The 14,684-nt window shown below is 39.4% G+C and carries 11 protein-coding genes; 7 read left to right on the top strand and 4 right to left on the bottom strand.

Annotated features, from left to right (window positions below; translation table 11 throughout):
* Nucleotides 1–75: 75 nt before the first annotated feature.
* The 3 genes from ACIQ2D_RS00475 to ACIQ2D_RS00465 all read right to left on the bottom strand — a co-directional run bounded on the left by ACIQ2D_RS00475 (nucleotide 76) and on the right by ACIQ2D_RS00465 (nucleotide 4,662).
* Nucleotides 76–1,437 (bottom strand): aspartate aminotransferase family protein, encoded by a 1,362-nt coding sequence (locus ACIQ2D_RS00475; RefSeq protein WP_402857764.1) that lies wholly within the window; start codon nucleotides 1,435–1,437, stop codon nucleotides 76–78.
* A gap of 106 nt (nucleotides 1,438–1,543) precedes the next feature.
* Nucleotides 1,544–3,103, bottom strand: a complete 1,560-nt coding sequence (locus ACIQ2D_RS00470; protein ID WP_402857761.1) for a PucR family transcriptional regulator — start codon at nucleotides 3,101–3,103, stop codon at nucleotides 1,544–1,546.
* 389 nt (nucleotides 3,104–3,492) lie between these two features.
* Nucleotides 3,493–4,662, bottom strand: a complete 1,170-nt coding sequence (locus ACIQ2D_RS00465; protein ID WP_402857758.1) for a PucR family transcriptional regulator — start codon at nucleotides 4,660–4,662, stop codon at nucleotides 3,493–3,495.
* Between the two features lie 153 nt (nucleotides 4,663–4,815).
* On the opposite strand from ACIQ2D_RS00465, the gene ACIQ2D_RS00460 reads away from it, so the two are divergent.
* From ACIQ2D_RS00460 to ACIQ2D_RS00435, 6 genes are all read left to right on the top strand, one after another.
* Nucleotides 4,816–6,060 carry a Zn-dependent hydrolase gene (locus ACIQ2D_RS00460; RefSeq protein ID WP_402857755.1) on the top strand — a complete coding sequence of 415 codons (1,245 nt, stop codon included), beginning with the start codon at nucleotides 4,816–4,818 and terminating at the stop codon, nucleotides 6,058–6,060.
* Between the two features lie 166 nt (nucleotides 6,061–6,226).
* Nucleotides 6,227–7,630, top strand: a complete 1,404-nt coding sequence (hydA, locus tag ACIQ2D_RS00455; protein WP_402857752.1) for a dihydropyrimidinase — start codon at nucleotides 6,227–6,229, stop codon at nucleotides 7,628–7,630.
* A 42-nt stretch (nucleotides 7,631–7,672) separates the two neighbouring features.
* Nucleotides 7,673–9,040, top strand: a complete 1,368-nt coding sequence (locus tag ACIQ2D_RS00450; RefSeq protein ID WP_402857749.1) for an NAD(P)-dependent oxidoreductase — start codon at nucleotides 7,673–7,675, stop codon at nucleotides 9,038–9,040.
* Nucleotides 9,041–9,243: 203 nt separating this feature from the next.
* On the top strand, nucleotides 9,244–10,506 hold the full coding sequence (preA, locus tag ACIQ2D_RS00445) for an NAD-dependent dihydropyrimidine dehydrogenase subunit PreA (protein ID WP_402857746.1): 1,263 nt from the start codon (nucleotides 9,244–9,246) through the stop codon (nucleotides 10,504–10,506).
* A gap of 51 nt (nucleotides 10,507–10,557) precedes the next feature.
* Complete coding sequence (locus ACIQ2D_RS00440; protein ID WP_402857743.1) at nucleotides 10,558–12,027, top strand: NCS1 family transporter; 1,470 nt, start codon at nucleotides 10,558–10,560, stop codon at nucleotides 12,025–12,027.
* A gap of 52 nt (nucleotides 12,028–12,079) precedes the next feature.
* Nucleotides 12,080–12,286, top strand: coding sequence for a hypothetical protein (locus tag ACIQ2D_RS00435; RefSeq protein ID WP_402857740.1), 207 nt, complete (start codon nucleotides 12,080–12,082; stop codon nucleotides 12,284–12,286).
* Between the two features lie 82 nt (nucleotides 12,287–12,368).
* Here ACIQ2D_RS00435 and ACIQ2D_RS00430 read toward each other — a convergent pair whose 3' ends face one another.
* Nucleotides 12,369–13,550: a multidrug effflux MFS transporter gene (locus ACIQ2D_RS00430; RefSeq protein ID WP_402857737.1), complete on the bottom strand. Its 1,182-nt coding sequence runs from the start codon at nucleotides 13,548–13,550 to the stop codon at nucleotides 12,369–12,371.
* A gap of 303 nt (nucleotides 13,551–13,853) precedes the next feature.
* Between ACIQ2D_RS00430 and ACIQ2D_RS00425 the strand changes: the two genes are divergently transcribed.
* Nucleotides 13,854–14,489, top strand: a complete 636-nt coding sequence (locus ACIQ2D_RS00425; protein WP_402857734.1) for a hypothetical protein — start codon at nucleotides 13,854–13,856, stop codon at nucleotides 14,487–14,489.
* Nucleotides 14,490–14,684 lie beyond the last annotated feature (195 nt).

Below are 14,684 nucleotides of genomic sequence, written 5' to 3'. Positions count from 1 at the left end.
ACAATAAGTAAACAGCTTATAATCTTCTTCTAAAATACAATAGGACTGTATAACATAGCCTAGTTTTGATATGGTTTACGGCTGTTGTAGAAGTTCTTTTAGTGCGTTGGTGAATTTTTCTACGATGAAATCCTTTTCTTCCAATGAGATTATAAGTGGTGGTGAAAGTGCGAGAACATTGTTATATCCTGCAACGGTTACACCATTTTTTCCGATAATGAGACCCTGATCTTTACATAATCCAATCACTTTATTGACAGCAGTTACGTCGAGTGGTGCTTTAGTGTTTTTGTCGCTCACAAGCTCAATGCCGAGTAGTAAACCTTTTCCTCGGATATTGCCTACGTTTGGATGATCTTTTAAACGCTCTTGTAACTCTGCGAGGATAATCGCACCCATTTCTTCGGAACGTGCAAATAGATTTTCTTGCTCCATAATTTCGATATTTTTAAGGGCAACAGCACATGCCGCTGGAGAACCACCGAATGTGTTTACATGGCGGAAGAAGTCGTACTCCTCACTACCTGCAAATGCCTCGTAAATTTCACGTCGTACAGCTGTTGCAGATAGTGGCATATAAGCGCTCGTTAAACCTTTTGCCATTGTCACAATATCCGGCTGAATGCCATAGTTTTGGAAGCCAAATGCTTTCCCTGTACGTCCGAAGCCACAAATCACTTCGTCAACAATCAGCAGGGCACCATGTTTTTCACAAACAGCTTTTACCCCACGTAAATAATCTTCATGTGGCATAATCACGCCGCCACCAGTAATAATAGGCTCCAGAATCACACCAGCAATCGTTTCGGAATATTCCCATGTCATGACATTATCGATCGCTTGAACAGATGGTAGTGCAGATGGGTCTGTAATATGGTCTTCATTGGCACGGTAAGTATCTGGTGGCGCGACATGAAGAAAGCCCGGTGCTAAAGGTTCGTACTTGTATTTACGCTGTGCTTGACCTGTTGCCGATAATGCGCCCATTGTGCTGCCGTGGTATGCACGATAGCGAGAGATAAATTTTGTACGGCTTGTGTGTCCTTTTTGCTGATGATATTGGCGAGCGATTTTAAATGCTGCTTCGTTCGCTTCTGAACCGCTATTCGAGAAAAATACAACATATTCATCGCCTAATAACTCGCTAATTTTTTCACTCAATTGAATGGCAGGGATGTGACCAACTGATAGTGGTGTATAGGTATTTTCAAGCAATTGATCGTAGGCTACTTTGGCGATTTCTTCTCGCCCGTATCCAACGTTGACACACCATAATCCAGCCATGGCATCTAAGTAACGTTTCCCATCGATGTCAGTAATCCAAGCACCTTTTGATTTTTCTACGATCATTGTGGCATTTGGGTTGTATGGCTTCATCGAATGCCAAACATACTGTTGATCTTTGACTTGCCAATTTTGACCTGTTAAATTCGTCATCGAACATCACTCCTTTGCTATAAATCTATTATTCAATTTTTGCGGCAAATAAGCATTGTACAAAATGTAAAATAAATGGAATTACTCATTTTACATAAAGGTAAGATTAAGAAGAGTGAGACCATTCAGTTGCCACTAACATCAATTCTAGGGCTAGTCGCTTTTCTGGTTTCATAAAATCATGCCCAAGCAGTTGTTCGATTTTTTCCAAGCGATGATACAGTGTTTGTCTGACGATAAAGAGGCGCTCAGATGTCTCTTTTTTGAGCCCATTAGTTTGCAAGTACACTTTTAACGTTTCGACTAAATTGCTGTTATGTTTTTGATCATATTCGATGAGCGGATTGATATATTCTGCCACCATCTCCATAATGGCAGGGTTTTTTTGTAATTGAAAAATTAAATGGTGGAGGTGCAAATCATCGTAAAAATACGAGATTTCTTGTGATTTCCACCGGATTTGCAAGGTGTCTTTGGCTGTAGTGAAACTGTTTTTGACATCTTGTAAGTTGGTAACGTATTTGCCAACTGCGAGTGAAATTTTTAACTTAGCATATTTTTTATTATGATCGTGTATCTGTTCAATGGCTTGTTCTATGCGATGTTTATATGTCTCTCCCTCACGTAGATTCGCTAAAATGAAGATAAGCTGGTGATTTTTTTCTACAATAAAAGGGAAAAAACCAAAGTTCTCAAACACATTGCGTGTAAATAACTTATAGTACGTTAAATCACTATTTTTGCTTTTTTGGATTTGATGGATCATAACAATCCAGTGATTCGTAATAGTAGGTGCATGATGCTCATGAATGAAATGCGACAACTCCTCGATATTGGGTACCCCATTCAACCATTTCTCCAATATTTCACGATCCTCTAAACCTTTTTTCTCTTCTATATATAAATCTCGCAATAAATATTGTGATAGTGCAATAACAGTACGATCCAAAATGAGCGCATCATATTCATTGATGATACGCAGCGGAGAAAACAAACAAACCTCACCATAGCGTTGATTGAGGATATTGACATCACAACGGATTAAATGTTTTTCTTTATACTCGAAGCTCGCTTGTTGTTGCATCGACTCAAACTTGTCCTGATGAATATTTGGGATGAAAATCGGTTTTTGTCCGTTGAACGTAAAGATAACCTGCAAGCCCAAGTGTTTATATAAATGCATAAGAATTTGCTCGTAATTATTGGCAGTGAGTGTGTATTTATTAATTTGTTGCGCATAGTCTTCAAGGTTTTTCACCATTCCATATTGTTGATTGATGAGAATGCTGTGTATTTCTTGTGTGATTTCGACAAAAGCGACTTCCTCTTGAAAAATGATGAGAGGAAATTGGTAGTCTGTAGCCATTTGCTGTACGAAATCAGGGATAGTTTGAATTGAGCTACCTAGTTCAATGCATAGTCCAGCAGCTTTTGATGCAATTAATTGGTCAATAAATTGTTTAAAGCCATCATCATTGTTTTTTAAATGAATACCCGTCGTCAATATTAATTCATTGCCTTTTAATAACTTTGCAGTTTCCATATTTTCGACGATATGTACCCATTTGATGATATTTTGTTGTCCATTTGCACCTGCAATTAGCTTTGCGCTGCTGAATAATTTTTTTGTCAGTACATCTGCTACAGTGAGTGAAAAACCATTCATACCTTCCTCCTCCTAGAACAAGCAGCGTTTTCAAAATAAGTTAGTCAATAAATTCTTTGTGGAAGTTTTGAGAGTTTGTACAATGTACCCGTTGATTTCCGTTACAGGCGGACGCTTTCCAGGGGGCGAGACTTGAGCCGCTTCGTCGCGGTGCTCCTGCAGGGTCTCAAGTTGCTCGCTGATCCCCTAGGAGTCGCCGCCTTCCACTGCAATCAACTAGATTCTTATTTAAATTAAGTATTTTTACTTTACGAAATAGGTAAAGGAGATGAGCAATCTAATTTTGTAATAGATAGATTGTTGTTTTATATGATTTCATTATGGATTTTAGAATAACTAATTTTAATTGAATTTTCTGACTAAAAAGGTTTCACAATTACAAGCTTCAATTATTGATGCGTCAATACATCTTCTATTAAGAAAGCCATGTAAAGATTTGTTTTTGTAAATGGATTGTTTAAGTCCATATCTAATAGCATTTCTATTTTTTTTATTTTATAAAGGACCGTGTTGCGGTGGATAAATTGTCGTTCGCTAATTTTACTCGTACTGCCGTTTTCTTCGAGAAAAATGCGTAGAAATGTTGAATAATCGGTGTTATGCAAATCATCATATTGATGAAGTTGTCCAAGGATATCTTGGCTGAATGATTCGATCAAGGTCCGATTTTGCACACCCATAATAATTTTATATGCACCAATTTCTTTGTATTTGTAAAGGAAGCGGTTGTTATGCAGTTGAGCTAATTGAATGACAGTGAGCGATTCATCGTAACTTTTTCGGATGTTTTCATAGTCCTTGTAAAAATTACCTTTGCCGATGATGACATTTAAGCTGCTATTTTTCTGTGTGATTTTGTCGTAAATTTCTTCAACGGTTTTTGAGTAGGGGATATTTGGTGTGTTTATTTGTGCTCGGTCGATTAGGAAGATGAGGTGATTTTTATGCTTTAGTCTTAACAAGCGTTTATATCTATTTTGGAATGCGAATTGAATCATGACTTCATAGCGGTCAATCCTGCTTTGTGCATCCGTTGTGGTGCAGGTGATGATGGCAAATTCTGAGCTTGGTGGGAATCCGAGTTGAGCTAAATTCTGTTTAATAGATTCAGCGTGTTGTTTGAAGTGAAACAGTAAGTTGAAAAGGATTTTATCTTCAGTAGATTGTTCTTGCTGGTGATTGGCGATGAATTGAAATGTTGTTTTTAGAAGATCGGCAACACGACAATCCCAAGGCATTTGAAAAATGGGAAAATCATGTTCATTGGCAAAAGTGATGACCGATTCAGGAATGTCAGGAATGAAGGGTCCTGTATTAACGATAAAACCTGCTACTTTTTTTGTGTACGCTAGTTTAACTAGTTGTTCTAAAGAAGAATTTTGATGCGGAAAATTAATGCCTGTTGTCACGACTAATTCATTAGGTCGGCAAAACATGATTAGATCAATGCTTTCTACTACGTTAATACCTGTAACTTTTCGATACATACCGCTTTGTCCAGCTACTAATGTCAGCATAGGGAATAGAGCCCCCTCTACGATTTTACGAATCGTCCCCATAACAAACCCCCTTATTATGCAAATAACTTACCATAAATTATGTGCACTTGCACATTTTTTTTTAGCTTCCTATCCATATCTTGCAATTCTTTTCTATTTTAGAATTTTAATAATAAACACCTTTTTAGTAAATGTGAAAGAGAGGACTTGCATATGTATAAATGTAATAGTAGTCGTTTGCAAGAGTCGATTGAACAGTTTAGTCAATTTGGAGCAACTGCCAATGGTGGCGTAACCCGTTTGTCTCTTTCGAAAGAAGATGTGTTAGCGAGAGACTACTTCTGTGAAGTATGCGAAGAGTTAGGCATGGAGATAAAAGTAGATGACATGGCGAATATCTATGCCATTCTACGAGGAAAAAAAGATTGCCCACCAATCGTAATGGGATCACATTTAGATTCTGTTGAAAAAGGTGGGAGGTTTGATGGCGTCTTAGGTGTTTTAACAGCAATAGAGGCTGTCAGAACAATAAAGGAAAACGACATTGAATTAGATATCCCATTAATGATTGTGAATTTTACGAATGAAGAAGGCGCTCGCTTTGATCCCGCGATGATGAGCTCAGGTGTAATTGCATCAAAATTTAGTAAAGACAAAATGGTACAGTCTGTTGATAAAAATGGCACCACGTTTAAAGCTGCACTACAAGCGAGTGGTTATGAGGGAGAGAAAGAAAACCGTTTAACAGAAGCGCTTGCGTATATTGAACTGCATATTGAACAAGGGCCAGTACTAGAAGCGAAGCAACAAGAGATTGGTGTAGTCGAAGGCGTTTTAGGGATGGTTTGTTATGAAATTACGGTTACAGGCGAATCAGATCACGCTGGAACAACGCCAATGTCGATGCGTAAAGATCCGATGATTGTAGCGTCTCGCATCATATCGGATTTACATGAGCAACTTGGAAAGATTAATGAAGAACTTGTTTACACATTTGGTCGTATGAACGTTTCGCCTAATATTCATACAGTCATTCCAAACAAAGTTGCGTTTACCATTGATTCGCGCCATCAAAATCCAGAAGTGATGCGACAAGTAGAAGATATTCTAAAGGGATTACCGTCTGAGGAAAAAGGTTGCCACGTCCATCCAGTAAAGCTTTGGGGACGTGATACGGTGTTTTTTGATGCATCTATTTGCAATGAAGTAGAAAGATCTTGTCAGGACTTTGGCTACTCATGTCATCGAATGTTTAGTGGAGCGGGGCATGATGCACAGTATATCGCGGGTTTTATTCCTTCAGCGATGATTTTCGTACCGAGCATAAAGGGGAAAAGCCATTGCGAGGAAGAAGAAACGACATTTGAAGACTGTGCGAAAGGTGCAGATGTGTTACTTGAAACTGTGCTGACGCTACAAACGAAGTTCGTAATGGGAGAGACATATACTTTACATTAATATTTTCAAAATAGAAGACTTCTAGCGTGTCTATTACTTTATCAGCGCGAAATAGACTTCTATCAGCGGAAGTAGTCGTTTTATCGGCGGAATTTGCCATTCTATCAGCGATTCTAAATTTATTATTCAGTGTATTAAATTTATCAAACGAAGGGTGAGGGGTATATTGAAAAAAATTATTACAGGTGGACTAGTTGCGACAGCGTCAGATGTGTATGAGGCAGATATTTTAATAGAAAACGGAAAAATTGTTCAAATTGGCAAGGATTTATCAGTCGATGGAGCAGAAATTATTGATGCAACGGGTAAATATGTAATGCCAGGAGGAATTGATCCCCATACGCATTTAGATATGCCATTTAACAACACGGTGACAGACGATGATTGGAAGTCTGGCACGATTGCAGCTGCATTCGGTGGCACGACGACGATTTTAGACTTTTGCCTATCTGCAGGTGAAGAACAGCTTGCAGCAGCAGTCGAAAAATGGCATGAAAAAGCAAAGGGCAACTCGGCCATTGACTACGGATTCCACTTAATGATTGGTGATTTAACGCCTGAGACAGAGGCGGAATTACCGTTATTACTAGAGCAAGAAGGCATTACGTCCGTGAAGGTATTCATGGCATACGCGAAAGAATTCCAGGCAACAGATCGTACGCTTTTCAAAGCATTCAAAATTGCGAAAGACTTAGGTGCTGTCGTGATGGTGCATTGTGAAAATGGTTCTGTTATCGATGAACTAGTAGAGGAAGCAAAGCGAGCTGGTCATACAGAGCCAATTTATCATGCACTGACTCGCCCTGCAGAATTAGAAGGTGAAGCAACGAAACGAGCAATTGAATTAGCACATATCGCAGGTGCCAAACTTTACGTCGTCCACGTTACTTGTAAAGAAGCATTAGATGAAATTATCGCAGCGCGTGAAAAAGGGTATGACGTCTACGGGGAAACATGTCCTCCTTATTTAACACTTGATCAATCAGCTTTAGCACAGCCAGGCTTTGAAGGTGCTAAATATGTGTGGTCTCCACCACTTCGTCCGAAATACCATCAAGAGCATTTATGGAACGCCTTAAAAGCAAAGCAACTTCAAACGATTGGTTCTGACCAATGTTCATTTAGCTTTAATGGGAAGAAGCAATTGGGCTTAAATGATTTCTCTAAAATTCCAAACGGTGGACCATTTATCGAAGATCGCTTTGGGATTTTATATTCGGAGGGTGTAGCGAAAGGAAGAATTTCAATCAATGAATTCGTCGATATGATCTCAACAAGTGCTGCAAAAATTTTCGGCTTATACCCACAAAAAGGAACGATTGCAATCGGTTCTGATGCAGATATCGTGATTTTCGATCCTTCAGTAAAACGTAAAATTTCAGCAAACACACATCACATGAATGTCGATTATAACGCTTATGAGGGCTGGGAAGTGACAGGGGAGCCAGTCAGCGTACTCTTGCGCGGCGAGTATGTCATTAAGAATAAAGAGTTCGTAGGAGTATTAGGCAGTGGACAATATATCAAACGTAAACTACAACCGACTGCTGTACAAACGATTAAAGTGTAATTGTTATTAAACAACGATTGAACACATGAGGGGGATGTGGGAATGGTTCCGATTCAAGAAAATGCATTGACTGCACAACTAAAACGAAATTTTGTTGAAATGAATAGCAGGATGACGAAAAACGAAGCGCTAGAAGAAGCCAACCGCTGCCTATACTGCTATGACGCACCTTGTATTAAAGCTTGTCCAACAAGTATTCAAATCCCAAATTTCATCAAAAAGATTGCATCTGGAAATATGAAAGGTTCGGCCATGACGATTATGGAGGCAAATCCAATTGGTGCCAGCTGTGCGAGAGTTTGCCCGACAGAGGAGTTATGTGAAGGGGCTTGTGTATTAAATTCATCCACAAAACCAATTAAAATCGGACATTTGCAACGTTACGCAACGGATTGGGCGATGGACTCAGATGTTGAGCTATTTAAGCAAGGACAATCGAATGGTTTAAAGGTAGCGATAGTTGGCTCTGGTCCAGCTGGTTTATCAGCGGCACGTGAACTAAGTCGTTTCGGCTATAGTGTCACAATTTTTGAAGCGGAAGCAAAAGCAGGTGGTTTGGGGAACTACGGCATTGTGTCATTCCGATTACCAAATGATGTGGTGGATTGGGAAGTTGAACAAGTTGTAAAACTAGGCGTTGACATTAAAACGAATACAGCAGTTGGCGTTGATATTTCAGCGGATGAAATTTTAGCTGAGTATGACAGTGTTATTTTAGCGGTTGGTATGGGGGCTGTGCCTAACCTGGGTATTGAAGGTGAGGACTTAGCTGGTGTGCATGATGCTATTGAGTTTGTGAAGCAAACGAAAATAGGTTCACTTACTGAGGAGATAGTTGGTAAACGAGTTGCTGTCATCGGTGCTGGTAATACGGCTATCGATGGTGCGACATGTGCGGTTCGTTTAGGTGCTGAACAAGTAGAGATTCTTTACCGAAGAACAGAAAAAGAGATGACAGCCTACAAATTTGAATATGAGTTTGCCAAACAAGATGGTGTTGCATTTAAGTGGCTGACAGCTCCGAAGAGAATTATTGGTGATGAGGCAGGGAAAGTAGTTGGACTTGAATGTGTAAAAATGCGACTTGGTGAGGCTGGTGCGGACGGCAGGCAACGACCTGAAGAGGTTAAAGGCTCTGAGTTTATCATAGAATTGGATGCCGTCATTAAAGCAATTGGGCAAACGCGCTTCGTATCGCTAATTGAAGCGTTTGCGTTACAGCATACGAATGGTGTGGTTGATATTGACGAAACGACAATGCAAACATCTAATGAAAAAGTGTTTGCATGTGGAGATGTCGTATTCGGTAACGGTCAAGGGGAAGCGATGGTTGTAACAGCGGCACAGCAAGGTAAAGATGCGGCAACTATCATACACGAACGTTTTAAAAAACCTAGTGAAATTGCATAACTGCATTCAGCGGTAATGTTCACCTACTTTGGTGGTACGAGGAATGTGGTATTGGTATTGAGCAGTGGATATATTAACGAGTGCTGAATGAAGTTACAGCCTCCGGCGGATGTCACAGATTTTGAAAGGAGTAAAACGTGCTTGCACGATTCAAAATCTGGACACAAATTCGCTGGGGCGAATTTGATTGAGGGGGACAGGGCATGGCAGACTTACGAATTGACTTAGCAGGCATTAAATCACCAAATCCATTTTGGTTAGCATCAGCACCACCGACCAACTCAGGTTATCAAGTACAACGTGCATTTGAAGCGGGCTGGGGAGGCGCTGTTTGGAAGACGTTAGGTGATCCGATTTTAAATGTTTCTTCACGATTTGCGGCAGTTAGTTATAATGGGCAACGAGTAGCAGGTTTTAATAATATTGAACTAATTACAGATCGTCCGTTAGAGGTCAATTTAAAAGAAATCTATGAAACGAAAAAACGCTTCCCTAATCATGCAATTATTGCTTCTTTAATGGTCGAGCCAAAACAAGAAAAGTGGCATGAAATTGTGAAACGAGTAGAAGATGTGGGGGTTGATGGATTTGAGCTTAATTTTGGTTGTCCACATGGGATGGCAGAACGAGGAATGGGCTCTGCCTCTGGGCAAGTACCTGATTTGGTGGAAAAACAAACGTACTGGGCAAAGGAAGTAGCGCGCACCCCGGTCATCGTTAAGCTAACACCGAACATCACGGATATTACCGTAACGGCAGAAGCGGCGGTCCGTGGCGGAGCAGATGCGATTAGTATGATTAATACGATTAACAGCTTAGCCGGTGTTGATTTAGATACCTGGAATACAGTGCCACATGTTGCTGGCAAAGGAGCACACGGTGGTTATTGTGGGCCTGCTGTAAAGCCAATTGCGTTAAATATGGTGGCAGAGTGTGCCCGTAACCCTGCAATTAATGTACCGATTTCAGGCATCGGGGGTATTTCAAATTGGCAGGATGCTGCGGAATTTATATTGATGGGTGCATCAGGTGTGCAAGTGTGTACAGCGGCGATGCATCATGGATTTAGCATTGTTGAAGATATGATTGATGGTCTTAATAACTATCTAGATGATAAAGGCATTGCATCTGTAATGGATTTAGTCGGTCGATCCGTACAACGTTATTCTAATTGGGGCGACTTAGACTTAAATTACAAAATTGTCGCTGAGATTAATAATGATGTATGTATTAACTGTAATAAGTGTCACATAGCTTGTGAAGATACGTCGCATCAATGTATTGATTTGTACACAGAGAGTGGTCGTCCGATGCTAAAGGTCCGTGAAGAAGATTGTGTAGGTTGTAATTTATGCTCGATTGTGTGCCCTGTAGATGGTGCAATCACAATGGTCGAAAGAAAATCTAATATTGCACCAATGACTTGGAATGAACGCCAATCCCTTATCAGTAATTTTGCTCGATAAGATGCGCTGATTTTTTGTGAGCTGGAAATCTACCTTAAAGGAGAGACATGAATGGCGAATGGTGGGAATTATTTAAAATCACCAGATTTACTTCCAGTGACACATCAACAAAGAAGTATCGGGACATTTGGTTTTGCAGTGATTTGGATAGGGATGGCCATTGTATTAGCCGCCTTTGCAATTGGTGGATCAGGAATTATGAGTCTGCCATTGCCTATGGTGATTTTTGCAACAATAATAGGTTCTGTTTTAATTGGCGTATTTATGACGTTAATTGGTGACATCGGTATTGAACATGGCTTGTCTTTCCCGGTTTATATGCGAGCTCCATTTGGGACAATAGGTACGCACTTACCTTCGCTCGTTCGCGGCGTAACAGCAGCATGTTGGTTCGGGATTAACACTTATTTTGGTGCGATGGCGATTAACGGTATTTTGAATTTATTATTTGGATTTAATAATTGGTTTTTATGTTTCCTCGTTTTTGCAGCATTGCAGTTATTTAATACATCGCTTGGCATAAAATCTATAGAGCGCTTCGCAGATTTAGCTGCACCGATCATTATTTTAATTTCGTGCTGGATGTACATTACGCTAGCAGACAATGCAACGTCTCAGGGCAAAGATGTATGGACTTGGGTGGAATCACCAACGACAGGGATGGCAGCTTTTACAGCATTCATGGTTGTGGTCATGGCAAACATGGGATTCTGGGCGACATTGGCAGCTGATATGCCGACGTTATCTCGTTTCTTTAAAGCACCAAAAAATGAACGCAATTGGTTCAAACGCAATAAAACACAATTAGTTGGTTCTTTAATCGTCATGCCAATTACCAATACGTTTATCGTAGCGATTGGTGCGGTTTGTTATATGGCAGTGGCATCTGCTGATCCAATAAATGCGTTACAACAAAGTGCAAGCGGCTTCATTTTAGGGATCTTATTACTGATGATTGTGTTAGCACAATGGTCTACGAATACGTCAGCAAACGTTATACCTGCAGCAACGATTTTCTCTAATATCGGTGGACCAAAAGTGCCGTTCTGGGTTGGGGTTATCATTGCGGGTATTATTGGGATTTTAGCACAGCCTTGGAGTCTATTCGGCGTTTTGGTAAATGCATTATTAATCATTGGCGGTATTTTAACAGCAATTGTAGGTATTCTATTTGCCGATTATTATTTAATTCGTAAACGTCGGGTGAATGTAAAAGAGCTTTACGAATTAGACGGTCAATTTAAGTACTTGAATGGCTTTAACTTAGCAGGCTTAATTGCGTGGGTGATTGGCGGTATCTTAGCGAATGTGTTCCCAGCATATTCTTCATTAGTCGGCTTCTTCGTCGGAGCTCTCGTTTACTATGTACTAGCGAAATATTGGTGGTTCAAAAAGTACCCACAAGCGGAACTAGACGACCCAAGTGACGCAAAGTATCTAGGCATTACAGTCGGTCATGATTGGGACGATATACTCGTGCAAGAAACGGAAAAAGTACGATCAATTGTGCGGGTGAAGTGAACCCAATACTCGAAGTTATAGGTGCTGAATATTAGAGTGAGGTGTTGGTGGTATGTCGGATCATTTATTAAGTTTGGATGAAATGAAAAAAATAGATGACTTTTTAGACACAGGCTATAAAGTCCACTATGTTTATGAAAACTTAAGTGGTATGTTTATCGAGTTTGAACGGCAGGAAGAAGAAGTTTGTTTGCCGATTCTGACGGCCGAAGCGCGCAAATATTTTGCGTCAAAACTTCAAAATCAGGAGTTGTCGTAATTCAGTTATAAATGTTGTGTAGAGCAATATTAATCTACGAAAAGAGAAGCATCTTTGGGTTAAGATGCTTCTCTTTAAAAATTTAATGTATAACAATATACTTTTTACCAAGAGCCAACATCATTATACTGATTACTAAGAAGTATAATGGCATGGTCATTAGTGAACCATTATGAATAAGGCTGATGCCAAATGTTATGAGACTAACTAAAAAGTAATAACCTAAACTGAATATCGCGCCCGCTGTTCCAACAACATCTTGAAAACCTACTAGAGCAAGACTTAAACAGTTTGGTAACGCAATACCAGCACCTAATAGCATGATAAAAATAGCCATTAACATACTGATAATTACCATCAAATTAGGCAGTATTGTTAGCGTAGCTACAAGTACTAAAAATAATGATCCACCAGCCATGACTAAGCATCCGAGGTGAATAATCTTTTCAGGCTGACACTTATTTAATAGTTTTTTAGAAACCATAGCACCAATAATAGATGCTAACGCTACAACTATACCTAGAAAACCATAGAGTCCGGGTGACATGTGAAAGTGCTCAATAAAAATAAAAGGTGCTTCAGCATAATAACTGAATAAAATTCCGTTGATGCCACCAATCAGCAAGCCGAAGACAAGGACACGCGGTGATGAAATGATACGTTTCGCAACGGGAAAAATCGCAACTTTTTTTCTAGTTGAGTCATTTGTTGTTTCAGGTAGCCTCAAATAGGCATAGATAAACAACAAAATACTCATTATCACAAGGACAAAAAAGACAGCCTTAAAACCATATACTTGATCTACCCAGCCACCAATTAGGGGGCCTACTGCAGGCGTAAAAGCAATAACCGCCGATATTTGTGCAAACATGGCATGCCTTTTACTTCCTGATACACTTTCACGCAAAATAGTTTGTGTAATTACTGAGCCAGTAGCAGCCCCAAAAGCTTGAATGAGTCGGCTGAAAAGTAGAAATGCTACAGAATCAGCGTAAAAACACATGAAACTACCAATTCCGTAAAATAGTAAACCACCCAGCATTGCAGGTCTTCTTCCGATAAAATCAGAAATCCATCCCCAACAAAAAACTCCTACTGCAAACCCAACAAAATAAATACTTAAGGTTAACTGCACTGAGCTGTTGGTTGCACCAAATGCAACTGAAATATCTGGGAGTGATGGCGAATAAATCGTTTCGCTAATTTGTGGAAAAGCCACAAGTACAATCATTAAAAAGATAGACGGTGTTACATGTTTATTCAATTTGTTTTGCCCTCCTACAAGCATGGTCTATTTTCTAATAAAAGAGATAAACCTAGCTAGGGAAAGGGAGGGACCATTATTAATATACGATCATATGAAGACATGATTAAACCACCTTATTATGCTATTTGTAGGAGAACGTAGTGCTATGGACTATTATACATATTTTTCAGAGGGTATCTAGTAGGGATTGGAAAGAGTGGTCCATAACCATAAATGGTGATATTTTGACATGAAGTTAATTGCAGGATATTATTATATGTATCTTGCATTAAAAATCTAACCGAACTAGGAGATTAAATGATGACAGAGTTGAAAAAATTAACGATTCACCGAGCTTTAACTGAACTAAAAATGCTAAATCATCGTATTGAAGCAGCGACGAATGAAGTAAGTGTTGTCTTACCTAATCGAAAGAGCAATGAAAAGATAAATGGAATTGACATTAAAGAATATGAAAAACAGATGCAAGCTTCTTATGATAAGGTGACAAGCTTAATCCAATATCGTAACCGCATAAAAGCACTCGTTGTTGAATCGAATGCTACAACAAAAGTCATCATAGGTAGTGATGAAATGACTGTAGCAGAAGCAATTGAACGAAAACAGTCTATTGGTTATGAAAAACAGTTACTAGATAGAATGCAGCAACAATATCGTACAGCTATTAAAACAGTCGCAAAAGAAAATGATGCACTGCCAGCAAAACTCGAAACATACTTAGTAAACATTCTTGGAAACAAGGAAAAGCAATCTGCAGAAGAAGTAAAATTACATACTGAGACATTCATGAAGCGCAACGAATTTGAATTCGTTGATCCAATGAATGCGAAAAAAATGATTGAAGCATTGAGTAGTCGTATTGAGGAGTTCGAATCAGAGGTGGATGCCGTGTTATCGGAATCCAATGCGACAACGTTTATTGAAGTACAAGCTTAAATAGAAATACAAATTTAATAGATTTGCATGGCCTAGCGAAAACAGAAAACGTATCAGTCGCTCGTGCTTAGAGGGGTGTGTGCGAGTTGAAACATCAAAACACACCTCACACAAAAGGTTTTTAACCAACTCAACTTAACTTATCTAGCATTAATAATGCTATTAGTTAAAAGTTCAAAGGGTAAAGCTAAAAGC

This window comes from Lysinibacillus sp. NPDC097287 (genome assembly GCF_044761695.1).
GTDB lineage: Bacteria > Bacillota > Bacilli > Bacillales_A > Planococcaceae > Lysinibacillus.
The sequence above is the reverse complement of the archived record's forward strand: the minus strand, read 5'-3'. Positions and strand labels throughout refer to the sequence as shown.